This window comes from Bradyrhizobium sp. UBA2491 (assembly GCF_002341725.1).
Classification (GTDB): domain Bacteria; phylum Pseudomonadota; class Alphaproteobacteria; order Rhizobiales; family Xanthobacteraceae; genus Bradyrhizobium.
Window position 1 is genome coordinate 43,519 of record NZ_DDOP01000023.1, and the last position, 20,786, is coordinate 64,304.

Here is a 20,786-nt window from a genome sequence, read left to right on the forward strand (position 1 = left end):
AGGTGACATCAGAATCCGGCGACGGTCCCGTGCAGATCGTATTCGTCGGAGCGCTCGATCTTGGCGGTGACGATCTCGCCGACCTTGAGCGGGCGGCGGCTGGTCAGATAGACGGCGCCGTCGATGTCAGGCGCGTCGGCCTTTGACCGGCCCTTGGCCACGGTCGGTCCGACCTCGTCGATGATCACCTGCTGGCGGGTGCCGACCTTGCGCTTGAGGCGGCGGGCCGAAATCTTCTGCTGCCGTGCCATCAGCGCATTCCAGCGCTCCTGCTTGACCTCGTTCGGCACGGCATTGGGAATCGAGTTCGACGTCGCGCCGGCCACCGGCTCATATTTGAAGCAGCCGAGACGGTCGATCCCGGCTTCATCGAGCCAGTCGAGCAGATAGGCGAAATCGGCATCGGTCTCGCCGGGGAAGCCGACGATGAAGGTCGAGCGCAGCGTCAGCTCGGGGCATTGCTCGCGCCATTTCTGGATCCGCGCCAGCGTCTTCTCCTGCGCGGCCGGGCGCTTCATCGCGCGCAGCACGTCTGGGCTCGCATGCTGGAACGGGATGTCGAGATAGGGCAGCACCTTGCCTTCGGTCATCAGCCCAATGACCTCATCGACATGCGGGTAGGGGTAGACGTATTGCAGCCGCACCCAGGCGCCGAGCTCGCCGAGCTCTTTTGCCAGATCGTAGAACTTGGCGCGGACGCTGCGATCCTGCCAGGGGCTCTCGGCATATTTCAGATCGACGCCATAGGCCGACGTGTCCTGCGAGATGACGAGCAATTCCTTGACGCCGGCCTTCACCAGCTTCTCGGCTTCGCGCAGCACGTCGTTGGCCGGCCGCGACACCAGGTCGCCGCGCAGCTTCGGGATGATACAGAAGCTGCAACGGTTGTTGCAGCCCTCCGAAATCTTCAAGTAAGCGTAGTGGCGCGGCGTCAGCTTGACGCCCTGCGGCGGCACCAGGTCGATGTGCGGATTGTGCGCCGGCGGCAGCGCGCGGTGCACGGCGTCCAGCACGCTCTCATATTGCTGCGGCCCGGTGATGGACAGCACGCCGGGGTAGGCGGCCTCGATCTGCTCCGGCTCGGCGCCCATGCAGCCGGTGACGATGACCTTGCCGTTTTCGGCCATAGCTTCGCCGATCGCAGCGAGCGATTCCTGCTTGGCGCTGTCGAGGAAGCCGCAGGTGTTGACGATGACGATGTCGGCGCCGTCATGCTTGCGCGCGAGCTCATAGCCCTCCGCGCGCAGCCGGGTGATGATGCGCTCGGAATCGACCAGCGCCTTGGGGCACCCCAAGGACACGAAGCTCACTTTCGGCGCGGCGGCCTCTTGCATATCTTCCCAAATCTGCCTGATTGATGGGCAGGAGCTAGTCCCAATTGCCGAGAATTACAACCCTTTCCCGGGGCTTCCGGCGTGATATGGATGCTGTGCCGGGCCCTTAGAGTTGTCGATGAGCGCTGAGTCGTCTCCCAAAATCGTCATAGTCGACGAGAGCCCGATCCGTGCGGCCATCCTGGAGGAGGGACTGCGGGAGGCCGGCTACACGGACGTGGTCCACATCAGCGAGATGCAGAGCCTGCTGTCGCGGATCTATGCGCTCGACCCCGAGATCATCGTGATCGACCTCGAGAACCCCAGCCGCGACGTGCTGGAACAAATGTTCCAGGTCAGCCGGGCGGTCCGCCGGCCGATCGCGATGTTCGTCGACCAGAGCGACGCTGCCTCGATCCAGGCCTCGGTGGAGGCCGGCGTCTCCGCCTACATCGTCGACGGTCTCAAGAAGGAGCGGATGAAGCCGATCCTCGATCTCTGCGTCTCCCGCTTCAATGCCTTCTCCAAGCTGCAGGACGAACTCGACCGCACCAAGCACGCGCTGGAGGAGCGCAAGGTGATCGACCGCGCCAAGGGCATCCTGATGAAGGTCAAGGGGCTGACCGAGGAGGAGGCCTATGTGCTGATGCGTTCGACCGCGATGCGCGAGAAAAAGAAGATCGGGGAGATCGCGCAATCGATCCTGACGGCGTCGGAGCTGCTGAAATGACCACACAATTGCGCATCGGATTCATTCCGCTGGTCGATGCCGCTGCGTTGATCACAGCCGTCGACAAGGGCTTCACCGCCGCCGAAGGTCTCGACGTCACGCTGGTGCGCGAGGTGTCGTGGTCGAACGTCCGCGACAAGCTCAATATCGGGCTGTTCGATGCCGCCCATCTGCTGGCGCCGGTGGCGATCGCCTCGAGCCTCGGGCTTGGCCATGTGAGGGTGCCGATCGTGGCGCCGTTCAATCTCGGGCTCAACGGCAACGCCATTACGGTATCGCCGGCGCTGCACGCCGCGCTGATGGCTGAGCTCGACGGCGATCGCGTCGATCCGATGGCCACCTCGCGTGCACTGGCGCGCGTGGTCGCGAAGCGGCGGCAGAGCGGGGCGGAGCCACTGACGTTCGGCATGACGTTCCCGTTCTCGACGCACAATTATCAACTGCGGTTCTGGATGGCGGCCGGCGGCGTCGATCCCGACGAGGACGTCCAGCTCGTGGTGCTGCCGCCGCCCTACATGGTCGACAGCCTCGCCAACGGCCATATCGACGCGTTCTGCGTCGGCGCGCCCTGGAATTCGATCGCGGTCGATCTCGGCATCGGTCACATCCTGCACTTCGTGTCCGACATCCTGCTCAGCGCGGTGGAGAAGGTGCTGGCGGTGCGCCAGACCTGGTCGGAGACACATCCCGACGTGGTGGCCGCGCTGGTACGTGCGCATCTGCGCGCCGCCGAGTTCATCGAGCAGCCCGAGAACCGGCCCGAGGTGGCACGCATCCTCAGCTCACCGGAACGGATCGGCGTCGATGCCAGCGTCGTCCAGCGCACGCTCGACGGCCGGCTCAAGATCTCGCCAGACGGCACCATGCGCGAGAGCGGCCGCTACCTCCTGGTCGGGCGCGAGGCGGCGGCACGGCCCGATCCGGTGCAGGCAGCCTGGCTCTATGCCCAGATGGTTCGCTGGGGCCAGACGCCGTTCCGGCCCGAGGCGCTGAAGGCCGCCATGGCCGTGTTCAGGCCTGACCTGTACGACGCCGCATCGGGACAGCCGGCGGGCGCCGCCAATGCCATCGGCGCGTTCGCCGGTCCTCCGTTCGATCCCGCCGACGTTCAGGGGCATCTGGCTGCGTTCAAGATCGGGCGCTGGAAGCCCTGAAGGCGACGCGGCGGCGGCACCTCCGGCTGCTTTGCATGGGGTTGTTTTCAGGATTTTCGATTGGCTCCGGACCAGCGCGGTTCCCGGTGCCTCGAATTGCAGCGAATGGAATTCTCGGGCGAACCCGCGGGGAGGAATATTCCTCTCGGAACCGAGTGCCTCGAGGTAGCGGCGTCGCTATTTTCGCCGCCCGCTTGAATCCGCCCGCGAACGATATTCCATATCCACGACAATGGGGCGTTGGAGATCGACCATGCGCGAACTATCGGCGGAAGCCCGCCTGCACTTTTACGCGCGACAGATTGCAAGGAAGTCCGGGAGCGGAATTCACACCGTGGCGCTCTACAGCGCCTTCGCGGTGATCGCGGCGATCGTGTTCGGCACGCTGTCCGTCCACCCGTTCTGACCCCTCAATTCAAAAGCCGCCGTCTGATGGCCTCAGGCGGCGGCTTTGTGTTGGCTGGATACCGAGAGTTCAGTAGCCGTAACCGTATCCGTAGCCACGTCCGTAGCCGCCGCAGGTGTTGCAGGTCTGCTGGACCGGCGCGTAGTAGGAATAGCCCGGCGAGACCATCTGGGTGCGTTCCTGGGTGGCGTATTGCGGCGGGATGCGCTCATAGGCGACGCCTTCGGGCGCGACCATCACGGTCTTCGGCACCATCACGGTGCGATACTGCGCCGGCGTGCGATGCGCGACGACGCGGCCCGGCGCGACCATCACGGTTTCCTGCACGGTGCGATATTGCGGTGGCACGGTCTGCACCTGATAGCAGGTCGTGCAGGGTTGCGGCGGCGGCGTATAGCAGCTGTAGCAGCCGGCCGAGGCCGCGCTGGTGAAGGCGGCGGTGGCAACCGCGGCAATGGCGAGGGAGAGCGTGGTGCGGAACATGCTTTCGTACCCAATTTCCTGAGAGGACAATCAAAGGCTCGGAAGCAGCACCTAGCAATCAAACGGCAAGTTTGGGTTTAAGAAGACTCTTAACGGAATCTAAAGGGGCCGGCGCGGCGACCGGCCCACGTCAATGCTGCGGATCGGCGGCTCAGTGCGCGGTCTTGAACGGTGCGACTGTGATACCGGCTTGCTTCAGCGCCTCACGCACATTGCGGGCGATCTCCACGGCGCCCGACGTGTCGCCATGGATGCAGACGGTATCGGTCTGCATCTTGATCACCTTGCCGGTGACCGAGACGACGGCGCCGTCCTGCACCATCCGTACCACGCGATCGGCGATCACCCTCGGGTCATGCAGCACCGCACCGGGCTTCTTGCGCGACACCAGATTGCCGTCGTCCTCATAGGCGCGGTCGGCGAACACCTCGTGCGCCATTCGAAGATTGGCGGCTTCGCCGGCGCGCACCAGTTTCGAATTGGCGAGCACCACGAACACGAGACTGCCATCGACCGCCTTGATCGCGCTGGCGATCGCCTTCGCGGTCATGTCGTCTTCGCAAGCGACGTTGGAGATCGCGCCATGCGCCTTGACATGGGTGACCTTGTGGCCGGCCGCGGTGGCGATCGCCTGCAAGGCGCCGATCTGATAGGCGATCAGGTTCTCGATCTCCGAAGATGTCAGTCCCGGCATCGGGCGGCGGCCAAAGCCGTGCAGGTCGCGATAGCCAGGGTGCGCGCCGACGCTGACACCGCGCGCCTTCGCCAACTCGACCGTGCGCCGCATGATATCGGCATCGCCGGCATGAAAGCCGCAGGCGACGTTGACCGAGGTCGCAAGCTCGATCATCGCGGCATCATTGCCCATCTCCCAGGGGCCGAAGCTTTCGCCGAGATCGCAATTGAGGTCGATGGTTGAGGTCATGACGATCGATCCGCTTGTTGTTGGTATTTGCTTCAGGGTAGCGCAACTTGCCAGGTCGACACATCGACGGCGCTGATGGCCTGACCCGCGACATTCGCATCCCGCAGCGCCTCGATGTTGAGGCCGAAATCGTCGATGCCGCGGAGCCGGTCGGGGAGCGAACGCAACAGCTCATGGTACTTGATCGCCTCAGCCTGCGCCTCCGCGATCGTGAGAGCCTTGAAGCGAAACGGCCGGCCGGCGGAGATCTGCGCGAAGCGGCCGAAATCGGCGGTGATGACGGTCGCGATCTTGGGATAGCCTCCGCTGGTGCCGCGGTCCGCCATCAGCACGATCGGCTGGCCATTGCCGGGCACTTGGATGCTGCCGTTCACGGTGCCGTCGGAGACGATGTTGTGGCCGTCGAGATGCTTGATGACCGGACCTTCGAGGCGGTAGCCCATGCGGTCGCTGGTGGCCGAGATCTTCCACTCGCCGTCGACGAGCAGCTTCTTGTGCTCCTCTGCGAACTCGTCGTCCTGCGGCCCGAACACGATGCGAATCGGTGCATCGCTGGCAGCCGGCAATTCGATACGGCGCTCGGGCGCGCCGCTGGCGGCCTGCGTCTTCAACGTATCACCGCTTTGCAGCGGGCGCGGGTAGGGACTGCCGAGCCCGGCGCGGGCGTTGACGGCGAGGCTGCCGAACATCGGCTCGCCCTCGATGCCGTGTTCGATCGCGAGGTAACTGAACGATCCGCCGCGCGCAAAGCCGAGACTGAGGGTCTCGCCTTCGGCGAGGGTCGCCGAGCTGTCGAACGCGACGGCGCGGCCTCCGATGTCGGCGTTGCGCGAGGCGCCGGCGAGGCCGATGCGCACAGCGCCGCCGCGTGCCGTGAACGTGGCGCCGAACGGGCCGATTTCCACCGCGGCGGCAAACGGGTCATTGCCGACCAGCGTATTCGCGGCAGCGAGCGAAAGCCGGTCCATCGCGCCGCTCGGCGTCAGGCCGTAGCGTTGCGAGCCCGGACGTCCGCCGTCCTGCACCGAGCTCGCAGGGCCGATCGAGGTGACCACCAGACTGCTCATGGCGTCACCAATTCGGCGACGAACTCGCCGGCTTCGGCGGCGCGGTCCTGTTCCGCGAAGGTCTTGGCGTCGATCGCCGTGAAGGTGATGGCGTCGCCCGGCTCCAGCAGGAAGGTCGGATCGCGATGCAACTGGTAGGTCCTCACAGGGGTGCGGCCGAGCAGGTGCCAGCCGCTCGGGCCGGCCAGGCATTGCACGCCGGTCTGGATTCCACCGATCGAGATGGTGCCCGCCGGGGTGACGAGCCGCGGCTCCTTGCGCCGGGGCAGGTGCAGGGTGCTGTCCAGGCCGCTGAGATAGGACCAGCCGGGCGTGAAGCCGATCATGGCAACGCGATAGTCGCTGGCGACATGGCGCGCCACGATCTGGTCGGGCGTGGTCTGGAGCGCTTTCGCCACATCCTCGAGGTCGATGCCGTGCTCGCCGCCATAGGTGACGGGAATTCGCCAGCGCCGCGTTCCGGTCTCAGACGGCGGCGCCTTGGCAGCGCGCGCGAGCAGCTGCTCGCCGAGCGCATCGAAGCCGATCTGCACGGGGTCGTAGTGTACCAGCAGGGACCGATAGGTCGGCACGGTCTCGGTGATGCCGGCGATCGGCTCGGCCGAAATCACGCGGTCGAGCGCGAGCACCCGCCGGTTCGCGGCGTCGTCGATGGTGCGGCTGAATTCCACCGTGATGGCGCTGTCGCCACTCGGCAAAAGGCGGGGGAGACTTAAGGGTTCGGCCATGGGGTCAAAGCGGACTTGGTCGGAGCATCAAGCTAGCGTGTTTTGAATCGAAACGGAATTCGCTTCGTGCAAAATGATGCAGCAACTTCAATAAATTAATCGGCATGCGATCGATAAATTGGGCTGATCGCAGGTTTTTCTCGCAGCCCTTGACGCAACGCCTTCGCCCGGCAACATGCGGCGGTCTTTTCCTCCCATCGGAGCAAGCTTTCCAGATGTCACTGTCCACTGAGGCGATCGCGACGCTGTCGCACGTGTCCACCGCCACCATCACCACGGTCCTGCTCAAGAAGGGGCTTCGCAACATCTGGATGCGTGGCACCAAGCCCTTGAAGCCGGGGCAGGAGCGGCTGGTCGGGCCTGCTTTCACATTGCGCTTCGTGCCGGCCCGCGAGGATCTGGCGACGCCGGAATCCTGGTCGTCGCCGATCTCGACCCGGACCGCGATCGAGGCGATGCCGGCGGGCTGCATCGCGGTGGTCGATGCGATGGGCATCACCGATGCCGGCATCTTCGGCGACATCCTGTGCGCGCGCATGGTCAAGCGCGGAGTGACGGCGCTGATCACCGACGGTGTGGTGCGCGACGTCGAGGGTGTGCTCGGCACCGGCCTGCCGGTGTGGTGCGATGGCTACGCGGCGCCGCCGTCGGTGGCAGGGCTGACCTTCGTCGGCTGGGGTGAACCGATCGGTTGCGGCGGCGTTGCCGTGTTTCCGAACGACGTGGTGGTAGCGGATCAGGACGGCGCGGTGCTGATCCCGCAGGCATTCCTCGAGCACGTGCTGGCCGAAGGGTCCGAGCAGGAGCGGATGGAGGCCTGGATCGTCAACGAGGTCAACAACGGCGCCCAGCTGCCCGGCCTGTACCCGATGAATGCCGAGACCAAGGCGCGCTACGCCGCGACCAAGAAATAACGTCAAGAAAGGGAGGTAACCCCATGGATATCCACGTTTCCGGCTCGCGGCCGACCCGCCGCGCGCCGAAGGAAAATTTCACCGGCAGCGTGCTGCAGGACCCGATCAACATGGCGCCGGCGCCGGCCCGGCTGAACGCCTCGCGCGTGTCGTTCGAACCTGGCGCGCGCACCGCCTGGCACACCCATCCGCTCGGGCAGACGCTGTACGTGATCTCCGGCATCGGTCGCGTGCAGGCCAAGGGCGGCCCGATCCGGGAAATCCGCCCCGGTGACGTGGTCTGGATTCCGCCGAACGAGAAGCACTGGCACGGCGCCTCGCCGGACAACAGCATGACCCACATCGCCATGCAGGAGGCGCTCGACGGCGTGTTCTCGACCTGGATGGAGCACGTCACCGACGAGGAATACAACGACAAGGTCGGTTGAGACGCTGCTGCTCTACAAATGAAAGCCCCGCTCTTGAGCGGGGCTTTCTGTCTCTGGGGCTTGCCGCATGCGCATATTCGCCGCGCGCTATTCGAACCACGCAGCGTAGATCTTCGCGTAGCTGCCATCCTCGCGCGCGATGTGGAGCCACTGGTCGACGAACGCCTTCAGGGCGACGTCTCGCTGCATCCAGTAGGCCTTTTCCGCGAAGTCGAACGGCTTGTCGGGATGCACGGCGCACAGCACGCCGGGATGCAGCTTCTGCTGATAGCGCGTCTCGGATGCGTCGGTCATCATCAGGTCGGCGTCGCCCTTGGCGATCTCGTCGAAGATTTTGGTGTTGTCGCCGAAGACGCGGATATCGGCCGCCTTCACGTTGGCGCGGGCAAACCGCTCGTTGGTGCCGCCGGGATTGACGATGACGCGGGTGCCGGGCCTGTCGATCTCGGCGAGCGTGTCGTACTTGCCCTGGTCGGCGCAACGCGCGATCGGCGTCTTGCCCTCGCGCATGATCGGCATCGAGAACAAGCCCTTTTTCTGCCGGTCGAAGGTGATCGAGATGCCGCCCATCGCGATGTCGAAATTGTCGGCCTCGAAATCCTTCATCATCTGCGGCCAGGAGGTCGGGACGAATTCGACCTTGACGCCGAGCGCCTTGCCGAGCGACTGCGCCATGTCGACATCGAAGCCGCGGAAGGCCTTGGTCTCCTTGTCGAGGGAAGTGAAGGGCAGGTAGTCGCCGGTCATGCCGACGCGCAGCGTGCCGCGCTTGACGATCTCGTCGAGCCGCGACGGGGCCTGCTGCGCATGCGCGGCGGATAGCAGAAATGCGAGAGCGAGGCCGGCCAGCGCGCGAAGCATTCGAGTGTTCTCCATCCCACTTTTTTTGCAGCGGCTGTGTTTTCGCAGCGCCCGTAATGTCGTCGTGGCTCAGACGTCGTTGCTATCCCTGCGCGCCTGCAACAGGGACGCGCTGCGGCTGATCATCTCGTGCTTGAAATGCTCGAAGCGCTGCCGTGCTTCGGCCTCGCGATCGTCGACGAATTTGATCGCGGCGTCGCTGTCCATCGGGCCGTTGACGAGCGGGGTCGATCCCTGACCGACGGTCTCGTCGACATAGTATTGGCCGTTGTCCTCGCGCACCGTCCAGTGGAAGCGCAGTGCCGCCATCGGGCCGGGGCCGGATTTGGAATAGCCGTTGGCCTCGACGGGGGCTTGCGGTTGAATCGGCTCCGGCTCGCTCGACTCCGGCTCGGTCACTGCTGCTTCGGCGAATAGCGGTTCGTTGGCTTCGGGTTCGTTCGGCTCGGCCTGTTCGGCTGGCTCGGCCTGTTCGATCGGCGGCGGCTCGGCCGGCGATGGCTCGGCGGGCGCCGCCTCGGTGGTGGACACGGTCGTAATGGACACGGCTTCGACCGTAACGATCTCGACCGACGTTGGCAGGGGCGGCGGCATCGCGATGGAGACCGGCGGATCCCCGGCTGGTTCGGCTGCCTTGTCTGCCGTCCTGTCGGTTGGCTTGGCCTTCTCGGGAGGTGTCCTCGTCTGATCGAGAATGCTCGCGATCGTAGCAAGCGCATCGTCGGTCGGGTCGCTCACGGTTCGGTCTCCCAGTCATGACGCCGACGGAATCGTGCCGACGCCATTCCTATCTACCTGATCCGACTACCCTTTGTCAGCCCGGCGTCGCCCTTTGGTTAGCTCGGGCGACGCTGCCAAATTGTCAGGCGCAGACCGGCGGCCGCTTGTCCTTCCAGGGGCGCGCCTGCTCAAGCTGGGCGGCGAGACGGAACAGCAGCCCTTCCTCCCCAAGCTTGGCCGCGAACATCATGCCCAGCGGCAGACCCGCCTTGTTCCAGGCCAGCGGCATCGACATTGCGGGTTGGCCGGACATGTTGAACATCGAGGTCCCCGGCATGTAGCGGCGCAGCACCGGCGCGATATGGGTCAAGTCCTCGGCCATCGTGTTCAGCTCGCCGAGACGGAGCGGCGGCGCACACAGCGTCGGGCTCAGGAAGATGTCGCAACCTTCGAAGAAGGTGGCAAGTGCACGCGAGATCTGGAATGCCGCGAGCTGTGCGGCGACGTAGTCGGCGGGGGTCATCTTGGCTGAGTTCTGGCCGCTGGCGAGCGTCAGCCGCTCGACATCGTCCGAGGTCAGAGTGCGGCCGACGCGCTGCTCGAGCAGGCGGATGGTCAGCGCGGTGTTGCCGCCAACGATCGTGGTCATGACCGCGGCCGGATCCGCCGCAAGCGGCGGGGCGCGCTCCTCGACATGATGGCCGAGGCCCGCGAGCAGTTTGGCGATGTCGCGCACCGCTTCCGCGATCTCGGGATCGATCGCGTCGCCATAGGGCGACTTGTCGGTGAAGCTGATGCGGAGCTGGCCGGGATCGCGGCCGACCTCCTGGGAAAACGGCCGCTCGGGCGGTGGCGCGACATAGATGCTCGACGGCTCCGGACCGTGGATCGCGTCCATCATGACCGCGCTGTCGCGGACGCTGATGCTGAGCACGTGGCCGACGGAGAAGCCGCCCCAGCCTTCGCCGCGATCGGGGCCGCAGGGATTGCGGGCGCGCGTCGGCTTCATGCCGAACACGCCGGAGGCGGATGCGGGAATGCGGATCGAGCCGCCGCCGTCGCTGGCATGCGCGACCGGCAGGATGCGAGCCGCGACCGCGGCACCGGCGCCGCCTGACGAGCCGCCCGAGGAATGGTCGAGATTCCAGGGATTGCGGGTCGGGCCGAACAGGCGGGATTCCGTGGTCGGCATCAGGCCGAATTCCGGGCTCGAGCTCTTGCCGAAGATGGTGAGGCCGGCGTCGAGGAAGCGCTGCGCCAGGGTGCCGTTGTGGTCGGCGACGAAGTCCTTCAGCAGGCTGGCGCCCGAGGTGGTGCGGGTGCCCGCGAGCAGGTCGAGATCCTTCAGCAGGAACGGAACGCCGGTGAACGGGCCGTCAGGCAACCCCTTGGCGATCTGGCGCTCGGCGTAGTCGTAGTGCTTGACGACGACCGCATTGATCTTGGGGTCGACGGCGGCGGTGCGCGCGATCGCTTCGTCGAGCAGCTCCTTTGCCGTCACGTCCTTGTTGCGGACGAGCTCGGCGAGACCGACCGCATCGTAGTTGCCGAATTCCTTGAAGGCCATTTGAGTACTCCGCATCGCCGGGCCGATCCTGCCGATCGGCCGCGGCGCGAACGAGGAAGGCTGGAAGCTAGAGCGCGATGCGATCAGGTTGAACCGTCATCGCGCTCTTGTTTCTTGTTTGCACATGATCTTTCCGGAAAACCGCTTTCGCACTTTTCCGGATCATGCTCTAGCCGAGGACGTCCTGGTTGATGACATTCTGGCGCAGCGGATTGCCGTCCAGCACGCTCAGAATGTTGCGCGCGGTCTGCTCGCTCATGCGATCGACCGCCTCGACGGTCACGCCGGCCACATGCGGTGCCATGATCACGTTCGGCAGCGCGTGCAGCGGCTGGCCGACCGGCGGCGGCTCGACCTCGAACACATCGAGGCCGGCGCCGGCGAGCTTGCCCGACACCAGCGCGTCGTGCAGCGCCTTCTCATCGACGATGCCGCCGCGGGCGGTGTTGATGAGATAGGCGGTCGGCTTCATCAGCCCGATCCGCGCCGCGTTGAACAGGCCGACCGTCTCGGGGTTCTTCGGGCAGTGGATGGTGACGAAATCCGCCCGCGGCAGCGTCGCTTCCAGGCTCGACACCGGCTCGCAGCCTGCCGCGGTGATCTCGCTGGCCGGCTTGTAGGGATCATAGACCAGCACGTTCATTTCCATCGCAAGGCAACGCTTGGCGGTGCGGGTGCCGATCCGGCCGAAGCCCACGATCAGGACGGTCTTGCCGTAGAGGTCGAACGGCAGCACGCCGAGCCGGCTCGCCCAGGTGCCGTCCTTGACCATCGTGTGCATTTCCTGCGCGCGCTTGGCGAGCGTCAGCATCATGAACAGCGCCTGTTCGGCGACCGATGGCGAGTTCGCGGTGCCTGCGACCATCAGCGGCACCTTGCGGCGGGACAGCGCCGGTACGTCGACGGCGTCGTAGCCGACGCCGATCCGGGTCACCACCATCATGCCCTTGGAGGCCTCGAGCTCGGCCTCGCCAAATCGGGTCGCACCGAGCGCAACACCATGGACCGGCGCGTGCCGCTCCAGCATCGCCTGGAAGTCCTTGGCGGAGATCAGATTGGGAAATTCGATGAGTTCTACGTCGTCCCGCTGGTCGAGGAGCACCCGTGCCCCCGGCGACAGAGTCTGGGTGATGAAAATCTTCTTCTTGTTGGTGGCCATTTCCTGCCCTTGCGGTTTCTTGTACGCCGTCAAAGGACGGCGCCGGTCACCTCGTTTAGCAAATGCATATTGTTGAGGTCCACTGCCAATCGGAGCGGGCTGCCATCCTGCGCCCCCGCATTGGGATTGACCCGGCCGCAGAGCTGACTGCCCTCCAGCGTGAAATAGACCAGGGTCTCCATCCCCATCGGCTCGGTGACGTCGAGCATCGCGTCGAACGGCTCGACGCCGGGCTCGGCATGCGGCCGCGCCTCCATGACATGCTCGGGCCGGATGCCGAGCAGCAACTTGTCGGTGCGCGAGAGGCTCTGGTAGCGTGCGGCGCGCGCCGGTGGCAGCGGGAAAGCGAGGCGGTCGGTGAGCCGGACATGGAGCTTGCCGCCGACATCCTCGAGCCGGCACGGCACGAAATTCATCGCGGGCGAGCCGATGAAGCTCGCGACGAACCGGGTCGCCGGCTTGTGATAGAGTTCGTTGGGCGTGCCGATCTGCTCGATCTTGCCGTGGTTCATCACCACCACGCGGTCCGCCAGGGTCATCGCCTCGACCTGGTCGTGGGTGACGTAGACCGTGGTGGTGCGGACCTTCTGATGCACCTTCTTGATCTCGATCCGCATCTGCACGCGCAGCTTGGCGTCGAGGTTCGACAGCGGCTCGTCGAACAGGAACACCTTCGGGTTGCGCACGATGGCACGGCCCATCGCGACGCGCTGGCGCTGGCCGCCGGAGAGCTGCTTCGGCTTGCGGTCGATCAGGTCGGTGATGTCGAGCATCCGGGCGGCCTCGGTAACCCGGCTCTTGATCTCGGCCTTGGGATAGTTCTTCAGCCGCAGCCCGAACGACATGTTCTCGGCCACCGTCATGTGCGGATAGAGCGCGTAGTTCTGGAACACCATCGCGATGTCGCGGTCCTTCGGCGGCACGTCGTTGACGACGTCGCCGCCGATCATGATGTCGCCGTCGGAGATGTCCTCGAGGCCCGCGATCATCCGCAAGGTCGTCGACTTGCCACAGCCGCTCGGTCCGACCAGCACCACGAACTCATGGTCGGCGATGTCGAGATCGATGCCGCGCACCGCCTCGACCTCATCGTAACGCTTCACCACCTTGCGCAAACTGACGTCGGCCATCCGTTCAACCCTTTGTCGCGCCGGCGGTGAGGCCGGCAATGTAGTAATCCATCAGGAACGCGTAGATGATCAGTGGCGGCGCGGCGCCGAGCAGGGCGCCGGTCATGATCTGTCCCCAGTTGAACACGTCACCCTTGATCAGCGTCGTGATGATGCCGACCGGCAGCACGAGCTGGTCGGTCGAGGTGGTGAACACCAGCGGATACAGGAACTGGGCCCAGGACACGGTGAAGGCGAAGATCGTCGCCGCGATCAGGCCGGGCAGCGCGACCGGGATGAAGATCCGGGTCAGCGTCTGGAACCAGCTCGCGCCGTCGATGATCGCGGCCTCGTCGAGCTCCTTCGGGATCGAGGCGAAATAGCCGATCATGATCCAGGTGCAGAACGGCACCGTCAGCGTCGGATAGATGAACACCAGCACATACCACCGATTGATGAGCTGAATACCGGTCCAGTCGCCGAACACGGCGAACATCTTGAACAACGGAATGAACAGCAGGCTGTCCGGAATGAGATAGGTGAGAAAGACGCCGGTCGCGAGTGTCGCCGAGCCCCAGAACTTCATCCGCGCCAAGGCAAAGGCCGCCGGCACGCTGATCAACATCGTGATGGTGACGACGATGATGGAGACCCAGGCCGAATTCCAGAAGAAGCGCAGGAACTGGTTCGACGTCAGGAGCTCGACGTAGTTCTCGAGTGTGGGGTGGTATACCCACCACGGATTGGTCGCCGCGGAAATCTCCGCGCTGCCCTTCAACGACGTGATCAGCATGTAGAGCGGCGGCGTCAGCGAGAAGATCGCGAACAGCACCAGGAAGAAATAGGACCAGCGTAGGGCCCAGGTCCGATCGCGGCTCATGCTGCCGTATTTGACCTTGCGGGTCGGCCCGGACTTGTCGATCGTCATCGTGCTCATCAGGATTCGTTCCCGCGTTTGGTGATGTCGCGCAGGATGAAGATCGCCGCAACCGCGAGGATCGGAACCATGAACAGCGAGACGCTGGCGCCGAGCGGGATGTCGCTGCCCTCGATGCCGACGCGGAACGCCCAGGTCGCGAAGATGTGGGTGTGATCGAGTGGCCCGCCGGCGGTCAGGATGCGCACGATGTCGAAATTGGCAAAGGTGACGATCAGCGAGAACAGCGTGGTAATCGCGATGATGTTGCGCATCATCGGCAGCGTCACGTACCAGATGCGCTGCCACCAATTGGCGCCGTCGATCGCTGCCGCTTCATAGAGCTGCTCGGGCACCGATTTCAACGCCGCCAGATACATGATCATGAAGAACGGCGCGCCGTACCAGACGTTGACCAGGATCACCGAGAAGCGCGCCCACATCGCATCGCCGGTCCACGGGATCGGTCCGATGCCGAAGAATGACAGCGTGTAGTTGAAGGCGCTGTAGGAGGGATCGAACAGCCATAGCCAGGCCAGCGTGCTCATTGCCGGCGGGATCACCCATGGCACCAGCAGCATGCCGCGCCATTTGCGCTGCTTGTTGGCGGGCACGTTGTGCACGAAATGCGCGACGATGAAGCCGATCAGCGCCTTGAAGACCACCGCGGAGATCGCGAAAATGCAGGACTGCTTGACCACCAGCCAGAAGGTGTCGCGCTTGAACAGGAACTCGAAATTGCCGAAGCCGACGAACTTCGTCATCGCCTTGTTCAGCGTCGCCAGATGCAGCGAATACAGCGCCGGGTAGAGCACGAGAACCGCGATCAGGACGATCAGCGGCAACGTCATCAGGAACGCGGCCATCGATTTGCGCCGCAGCGCGTTGCGCAGGCCGCCGCGTCTTCGCCCAGGCTGGGCCACCGCCGCGCGGTTGGATTGGAATGCGACATCAACCATAACGCAGGTCCCTCGCGCGGGTCGGTTGCACAGTTCGCCGGTTCAGCGGCAGGGATGCAAAGACGAGACTGTGCGCGGCCGGCACTATCGGCGGCCGCGCGAAGCTCGCTTGCCGTCAGCTTCGCATGAAGCCTTCGCACTCGCCCTCGGCCCAGGTGAGGGTCTTCTCCATGCTTTCACCCTGGTAGTATCTGAGGCACATCTTGGTCAGAGTGGCCTGGAAATAGATCTGCTGGGCAATCTTCGGCGGCGCAGGTGACGCGGCGATCGACAGGATTTGGTGGTTGTTGGGGTTGGGGTAGTGGTAGAGCGTGCCCTTAGGCGGCGACTGCTCTTGCCATATCTTCAACGTGGTCAAATTGGCGAAGGCGGGAAGATCGTAGCCACCACTGGCGTTGACCAGCCGCTCGATCGATGCCGGCTGCGACAGATGCGTCAGCAGGCTCTTTGCGGCTTCCTTGTTCTTGGAGAAATTCCAGAGCGACAGGAAGTAGGGGAGGAACGGTGCGAAGCGGCCCTTGGGACCGGCCGGGAAGCCGTGGGTCCAGCATTGCTCGGCGATCTGAGGCGCATCGCGCTTGGCGACGGCCCATGCGCTTGGCGGGTTCATGATCATCGCGCCCTTGCCGGCCACCAGCCATTTGTTGTTGGAGGCGTCGTCCCATGCCGCCACGTCGGGCGGCAGGAAGGCGATCAGCTTCTTGTAGAAGTCGACCGCCTGGCGGACCGCGTCGGTCTTGACCGTCAGGTTACCCTTGGCGTCGACCAACTCGGCCCCGAATGACTGGAAGATCGCGCCGGCGGTATCGACACTGTCGCTGGTCTCACCAAGCCCGATCCCGAACGGGAAGCCAGCCTTCTGACAGGCCTCGGCCGCCTTCAGGAAGCTATCCAGCGTCCAACTGTCAGCCTTCGCCGGGCTGCCTGCCGGATACATCTCCTGCACGTCGATGCCGGCGTACTTCTTCATCAGGTCGATACGAGAGCAAGGCCCCTTGATCTGGCTGCCGAGACAAGTGGGAACACCGAGCCATTTGCCGTTCGCCTGGCCGAGATATTTGACCGTGCCGTTGACCTCGCCATTCTGCTTGATGAGCGGCTCCATGACGTCGTTGACCGGCTCGAGCTGCTCGGCATTGGAGTGCACCCACCACGTTGGCATCGCGAAGATGTCGTGGCCTGTCTTCGCCTGCGCTTCGGCCGCGATCGTAACGAGGTTTTTGTTGCCCACGCTGGTGATGTAGTCGATCTGGACCTCGACCTTCTCCTTCTCGGCCCACTCCTTGACCAGCGCGGTCGACTCGTTGTTGGCGCCGGGCACCCAGTGATCCCAGAAGCCGATAGAGAGCTTTCCGGCTGCGTGCGCGCCACGTACGTAAGGAGCTGTGATCAGTGCGGCCGATGACAGCGCTGTCGCTGCAACGAATTGTCGGCGTGAAAGCGTCTTCCGTGACATGGCGTTCCCTCCCTGGCGAGCCACCGGACAAAGACTTTCGGATCCCGTTGTTGTTTGTGCGTCGCGTCGGCGCGATCTCTCGGGATTTCGTTGTGTCCGATCAGAACAGAATTGCCGTCGTCTGTCGAGAAACGAGATGCCCGTGCCACGTAGTACTAACGTTGTGGTCAAATCGCAGGCAGCGTGGTTCGTGGCATTGCGGTTGCAGGTTGTTTGCAACGGTTTTCGCGATCATGCTGCGACGCACGCAGCGCGCGACGCGGACAGGTCCGGCGGGCGCGTGCGCCGTTGAGCCGCAGGTTTCCAGCCGGACCTGCTCGAACCGTCTTCGTCATGTTGATGCCCAGCGCGATCGATAGACTTGCCGAAGCCAGAGAAGATAAAGTCCAGACCAGTCCCACCTGCGTTAACTCCTCAATCCACCATCGATCACGGAGACCCGATCATGCTCATTCCGGTAGCGAAGCTGCGAGCACGGCGGAAATTGTGCGTCGCGGTTGCGGCCGCCATTGTCGCGTTGTTCGCACTGCCTCACATCGTCAATGCGCAGCTCGTGCAGGGCGTCGAGAAGGGCGCGCGTGAGGGCAACAAGGCCGCCGGACCGGTCGGCGGCGTGTTGGGCGGCGCGATCGGCGGCGTGGTTGGCGTGGTGACGGGCGTGACCGGGGTGTTCACCGGCAACAATCCCAACAACACTAATCCCAATCCCGGCAATGGCAAGAACACGCAGGCGCCGGCGTCCGGCGACAAGCAGGGCGGCAAGGGTACAAAATCGGCGAAGGCCGCCGCCAAGAATGCGAAACAGCAGACGGCGGTGCTGACCCAGGATGGGGCGCCGCAACTGACGGCGGAGCAAATGGTCGCCAACAGCGATGCCAACATCGAGCGGATCAAGAAGGAGCTGAACCTCACACCGGAGCAGGAAAAGCACTGGGCTGGCTTCAACAGCGCGATGCATTATCTCGGCCACAATGGCGCCGACCGCCTCAACCTGCGGATCGCCCGGGCGCAGCGCGATCCGCCTGACGACATCATTGAGCAGATGCGCAACGAGGCCCAGTTCCTCAACGACCGCGCGGTCGATCAGCGCGGTGTCGCCGACGCGGCAGAGCCGCTTTATGCGAGCCTCGACGACAAGCAGAAACAAATCTTCATCAACGAGATGGTCCGCCTCAGCCACGAACGCGGGCTCGATTGACGATCGGTTGCCGCTGTTTGGGATGATGGGTTCAAAGCAAGCGCTGGACGGACATGTGTGTGAGGCCTCCATGCCGCTAGTTGAGTGAGGATCGCCGGGATGTTTCGCTGGTTCCGACGTGCTGGCGCAGCGCCGACCGAAGAGCAATTGCTCCTAAGTCAGGCACTGATCGGCTATCCGCAATATGCGCCGCCTGACTGGGATATGGTTCCCTCGGACGATGACGAGGGCAGGAAGAGATGGGCTGAGTCCAGCAAGAAATACGCACAGTTCTTCCACGATAGCAGAGCTGCGCGTCTGGATGCGTTGCGCGGCTTCCTTGCGCGCTTCGAAATCGTAGCCGGTTTGGACGATGCAGGCGTGATGGCCGTGTCCTCTTGGTTGCCACGATATGCGGACCTGCTCGTCGGCGGTTTCGACCAGAATGTCGTAGATGCGTACAAGGGACTCAAGGTGCCTTGGGCTGGGCCTCTGAACGGCCTGAATCCAATCTTCGATCTCGGGGTTTACTATGCGGAATGCCTTTGGTGTCGAAGGACGAAGCTGAAATGGATAGTCCTTCGTGCGCCTGGCTCGGGTGTAGCGTCTCACCTGATTTCCGGCCTTCCGGGCGGAAAACTGTTCGATCCAATTTCGTGGATGCGCGTGCATTGCAGCAACGTCCGCGCTTCAAAGAACTCGGTCAATAAGATGAACTCCATCGAACCGTGGGAACTCAGGGCGGAGAGCTTCTATAGAAAAGTGCTCTCTGATGCTCCCCCGGGCCGCAGGAGTCGAACGGCACACGCCGACCCGCGCCAATTGCGAAGTGGGGACGAATAGCCGGGCCACCATGCCCTGGGGTAGGTTAAAGGCGCAGCACCCGGCTATTCTGCCGCAGCGGCGCGGCTTGGTTAGCTCGTCATTCAATGTTGAAGAAAAACGGACCGGATCACGCCCGACTGATGGCCGAGTCTGGGCCTTGTCGGGAACCGATTGCTCGACGTGAATGCGACATGAAAATGCCCGGCAGGTGCGCCGGCCAATTGTTGATCAGACCGGTTCAGCGCGGGCGGTCCAGCACTCGTCGGCTCAGACCTTCGGGAAGTTCAGCTCCACGCCGACGCCATCGGGATCGTAGAGGAAGATCTGGGTGTCGCCGGTGCGCGGCACGATCTGTTCGCGGAAGCTGACGTTCTTCGCCTGCAAGCGCTTGCGCACACCTTCGACGTCGGTGGCGGCAAAGGCGATATGGTCGAGGCGGCCGGTGTCCTGATATTTCTTCTCGGTGCCTCGCACGACGATGCCGTCGCGCGGCTTGCGGGTGCCCATCAGATGAACGGTGGCCTGACCGCCGGAATACAGCCAGTAGCCGGGGAAATCGAGCGGCGGCCGGTCGCCATTCTCGAGCCCGAGCACGTCGCAATAGAACTCCTTGGTCTTTTCCAGGTCCTGCGGCTCGATGGTGAAATGCTGTAGTCCACCCAATGGCATGGTTCTTCTCCCTGAGAATTTAGATCAAACGAAGCTGAGGTCGGCATCGACGCCCAGCATCCAGGCGCCGACGGTCTCGAAATGGCTGAAGCGGCCCTGCAATTGCTGGGTCACGGTGTGGATGTCGCGGAAGCGCCGCTCCAGCGGATGGCCATCGAAGATCGCGGTGGCGCCCGCGGTGCTGTAGGCGAAGTCGACCGCCTCGCGCGCCTTGTGGATGGCATGGGTTGCCGCCATCCGGATCGTCATGCGTTGCGCGACCGTGATGCTGTGGCCGGCGACCAGATCCTTCCAGATGTCGGCCATCGATTGCAGCAGGAAGGCGCGGGCGGCGCGCAGGTTGACTTCGGCCTGGGCGAGCCCGGACTGCACCACGGCGTTGTCGCGCAGCGTCTTCGTCATGCCGCGCGGCACCTTGTTGCGGGCGACGTCGACGAAATTGTCCAGCGCGCTGCGCGCAATGCCGCAGGCGACGCCGGCAAAGCCGACCTGGTAGCAGGTGTGGTTGCTCATCCGGTACAGCGGGCCGTCTTCGCGGCACTCGCGGTCGAATTCGCGGGTGATCGAATGATCGGCACGAACGAAGAAGTCGTTGAGCGCGAACTGGTCGCTGGCGGTGCCGCGCAGCCCGACCGTATTCCAGATGTCGGTCCATTCGACGTCTTCGGTCCGCACCAGCATGGTGCGCTCGGCCTGCTCGCCATTGGCATCGCGGCGTGGCGAGCCGTCCGCGGCGTAGATCGGGCAGTGGGCGCCGAGCCAGGTGGCGTGCCGTCCGCCTGACGCGAACGACCAGGTCCCGGTGACGCGGTAGCCGCCCTCGCACTCGACCGCCTTGACCTTCGGGCCAGGCCCCCATGCGAGCACGGCGCGCGGGTCGGCGAACACTTCCTGCGCGACCGGCAGGTCGAGATAGGCGGCCGACATCGCGCAGCCGCCGGCCTGGCTCAGGCACCACGCCGTCGAGGCGTCGGCCCTGGCGATGGTCTCGATGGCATGGAAGAAGGTGACGGGATCGGTTTCGATCCCGTCGGTCGAGCGCGGCAGCAGCAGTCGGAACAGCCGGGCCTCATGCAGCCGGTCGAGCAGGTCGCGCGGCAGCCGGCGTGTCGTCTCGATCTCGTCGGACGCCGCGGCGACCGCGTCCCTGATCGCGTCGGCGCGGGCGATCACCTCGCGATCGCCGGCAATGTCAGCTGAAGTCAGATTCATGGTCGCCT

The 20,786-nt window shown here is 64.4% G+C and carries 22 protein-coding genes; 7 read left to right on the plus strand and 15 right to left on the minus strand.

Going from position 1 to position 20,786, the window contains the following annotated elements; all coding sequences use genetic code 11:
- Positions 1-8: 8 nt before the first annotated feature.
- Complete coding sequence (rimO, locus tag B2W55_RS06955; RefSeq protein WP_024584057.1) at positions 9-1,334, minus strand: 30S ribosomal protein S12 methylthiotransferase RimO; 1,326 nt, start codon at positions 1,332-1,334, stop codon at positions 9-11.
- A 118-nt stretch (positions 1,335-1,452) separates the two neighbouring features.
- On the opposite strand from rimO, the gene B2W55_RS06960 reads away from it, so the two are divergent.
- From B2W55_RS06960 to B2W55_RS06970, 3 genes are all read left to right on the plus strand, one after another.
- Entirely contained in the window at positions 1,453-2,043 is a 591-nt protein-coding gene (locus B2W55_RS06960) for an ANTAR domain-containing response regulator (RefSeq protein WP_018271619.1), read from the plus strand.
- Positions 2,040-3,197, plus strand: coding sequence for a CmpA/NrtA family ABC transporter substrate-binding protein (locus B2W55_RS06965; protein WP_024584058.1), 1,158 nt, complete (start codon positions 2,040-2,042; stop codon positions 3,195-3,197). The genes B2W55_RS06960 and B2W55_RS06965 overlap by 4 nt, the downstream gene beginning before the upstream one ends.
- A 253-nt stretch (positions 3,198-3,450) precedes the next feature.
- The gene (locus tag B2W55_RS06970) at positions 3,451-3,603 is read left to right on the plus strand and encodes a hypothetical protein (RefSeq protein ID WP_168200211.1); all 153 of its coding nucleotides are present in this window, start codon (positions 3,451-3,453) and stop codon (positions 3,601-3,603) included.
- A gap of 69 nt (positions 3,604-3,672) precedes the next feature.
- Here B2W55_RS06970 and B2W55_RS06975 read toward each other — a convergent pair whose 3' ends face one another.
- From B2W55_RS06975 to pxpB, 4 genes are all read right to left on the minus strand, one after another.
- Positions 3,673-4,086 carry a hypothetical protein gene (locus tag B2W55_RS06975; RefSeq protein WP_024584059.1) on the minus strand — a complete coding sequence of 138 codons (414 nt, stop codon included), beginning with the start codon at positions 4,084-4,086 and terminating at the stop codon, positions 3,673-3,675.
- Between the two features lie 151 nt (positions 4,087-4,237).
- A complete protein-coding gene (locus B2W55_RS06980) occupies positions 4,238-5,011 on the minus strand; it encodes a LamB/YcsF family protein (protein ID WP_024584060.1) in 774 nt (257 codons plus the stop codon).
- A 32-nt stretch (positions 5,012-5,043) separates the two neighbouring features.
- Positions 5,044-6,078 (minus strand): biotin-dependent carboxyltransferase family protein, encoded by a 1,035-nt coding sequence (locus B2W55_RS06985; RefSeq protein WP_024584061.1) that lies wholly within the window; start codon positions 6,076-6,078, stop codon positions 5,044-5,046.
- The gene (pxpB, locus tag B2W55_RS06990; RefSeq protein WP_024584062.1) at positions 6,075-6,806 is read right to left on the minus strand and encodes a 5-oxoprolinase subunit PxpB; all 732 of its coding nucleotides are present in this window, start codon (positions 6,804-6,806) and stop codon (positions 6,075-6,077) included. The genes B2W55_RS06985 and pxpB overlap by 4 nt, the downstream gene beginning before the upstream one ends.
- 215 nt (positions 6,807-7,021) lie before the next feature.
- Between pxpB and B2W55_RS06995 the strand changes: the two genes are divergently transcribed.
- A complete protein-coding gene (locus tag B2W55_RS06995; RefSeq protein ID WP_024584063.1) occupies positions 7,022-7,720 on the plus strand; it encodes a ribonuclease activity regulator RraA in 699 nt (232 codons plus the stop codon).
- 23 nt (positions 7,721-7,743) lie between these two features.
- Positions 7,744-8,148, plus strand: coding sequence for a (R)-mandelonitrile lyase (locus tag B2W55_RS07000; protein ID WP_024584064.1), 405 nt, complete (start codon positions 7,744-7,746; stop codon positions 8,146-8,148).
- 87 nt (positions 8,149-8,235) lie between these two features.
- On the opposite strand, the gene B2W55_RS07005 is transcribed toward B2W55_RS07000, so the two are convergent.
- The 8 genes from B2W55_RS07005 to B2W55_RS07040 all read right to left on the minus strand — a co-directional run bounded on the left by B2W55_RS07005 (position 8,236) and on the right by B2W55_RS07040 (position 16,895).
- A complete protein-coding gene (locus B2W55_RS07005; protein ID WP_100555052.1) occupies positions 8,236-9,009 on the minus strand; it encodes a transporter substrate-binding domain-containing protein in 774 nt (257 codons plus the stop codon).
- Positions 9,010-9,078: 69 nt separating this feature from the next.
- Entirely contained in the window at positions 9,079-9,747 is a 669-nt protein-coding gene (locus B2W55_RS07010) for a hypothetical protein (RefSeq protein WP_024584066.1), read from the minus strand.
- Positions 9,748-9,871: 124 nt separating this feature from the next.
- Positions 9,872-11,296 (minus strand): amidase, encoded by a 1,425-nt coding sequence (locus tag B2W55_RS07015; RefSeq protein WP_024584067.1) that lies wholly within the window; start codon positions 11,294-11,296, stop codon positions 9,872-9,874.
- Between the two features lie 169 nt (positions 11,297-11,465).
- A complete protein-coding gene (locus tag B2W55_RS07020; RefSeq protein ID WP_024584068.1) occupies positions 11,466-12,455 on the minus strand; it encodes a hydroxyacid dehydrogenase in 990 nt (329 codons plus the stop codon).
- Positions 12,456-12,484: 29 nt separating this feature from the next.
- Positions 12,485-13,585, minus strand: a complete 1,101-nt coding sequence (locus B2W55_RS07025; RefSeq protein WP_024584069.1) for an ABC transporter ATP-binding protein — start codon at positions 13,583-13,585, stop codon at positions 12,485-12,487.
- A gap of 4 nt (positions 13,586-13,589) precedes the next feature.
- A complete protein-coding gene (locus B2W55_RS07030) occupies positions 13,590-14,501 on the minus strand; it encodes a carbohydrate ABC transporter permease (protein WP_024584070.1) in 912 nt (303 codons plus the stop codon).
- The gene (locus B2W55_RS07035; RefSeq protein ID WP_024584071.1) at positions 14,501-15,439 is read right to left on the minus strand and encodes a carbohydrate ABC transporter permease; all 939 of its coding nucleotides are present in this window, start codon (positions 15,437-15,439) and stop codon (positions 14,501-14,503) included. The genes B2W55_RS07030 and B2W55_RS07035 overlap by 1 nt, the downstream gene beginning before the upstream one ends.
- A 115-nt stretch (positions 15,440-15,554) precedes the next feature.
- Positions 15,555-16,895: an ABC transporter substrate-binding protein gene (locus B2W55_RS07040; RefSeq protein ID WP_024584072.1), complete on the minus strand. Its 1,341-nt coding sequence runs from the start codon at positions 16,893-16,895 to the stop codon at positions 15,555-15,557.
- 445 nt (positions 16,896-17,340) lie between these two features.
- On the opposite strand from B2W55_RS07040, the gene B2W55_RS07045 reads away from it, so the two are divergent.
- Together B2W55_RS07045 and B2W55_RS07050 are read left to right on the plus strand one after the other, a co-directional pair.
- The gene (locus tag B2W55_RS07045) at positions 17,341-18,093 is read left to right on the plus strand and encodes a Spy/CpxP family protein refolding chaperone (protein ID WP_024584073.1); all 753 of its coding nucleotides are present in this window, start codon (positions 17,341-17,343) and stop codon (positions 18,091-18,093) included.
- Between the two features lie 99 nt (positions 18,094-18,192).
- Positions 18,193-18,915 carry a hypothetical protein gene (locus tag B2W55_RS07050; protein ID WP_024584074.1) on the plus strand — a complete coding sequence of 241 codons (723 nt, stop codon included), beginning with the start codon at positions 18,193-18,195 and terminating at the stop codon, positions 18,913-18,915.
- Between the two features lie 249 nt (positions 18,916-19,164).
- Here B2W55_RS07050 and B2W55_RS07055 read toward each other — a convergent pair whose 3' ends face one another.
- Together B2W55_RS07055 and B2W55_RS07060 are read right to left on the minus strand one after the other, a co-directional pair.
- A complete protein-coding gene (locus tag B2W55_RS07055) occupies positions 19,165-19,566 on the minus strand; it encodes a VOC family protein (protein WP_024584075.1) in 402 nt (133 codons plus the stop codon).
- A 24-nt stretch (positions 19,567-19,590) separates the two neighbouring features.
- Positions 19,591-20,778, minus strand: coding sequence for an acyl-CoA dehydrogenase family protein (locus B2W55_RS07060; protein ID WP_024584076.1), 1,188 nt, complete (start codon positions 20,776-20,778; stop codon positions 19,591-19,593).
- Between the last annotated feature and the right edge of the window lie 8 nt (positions 20,779-20,786).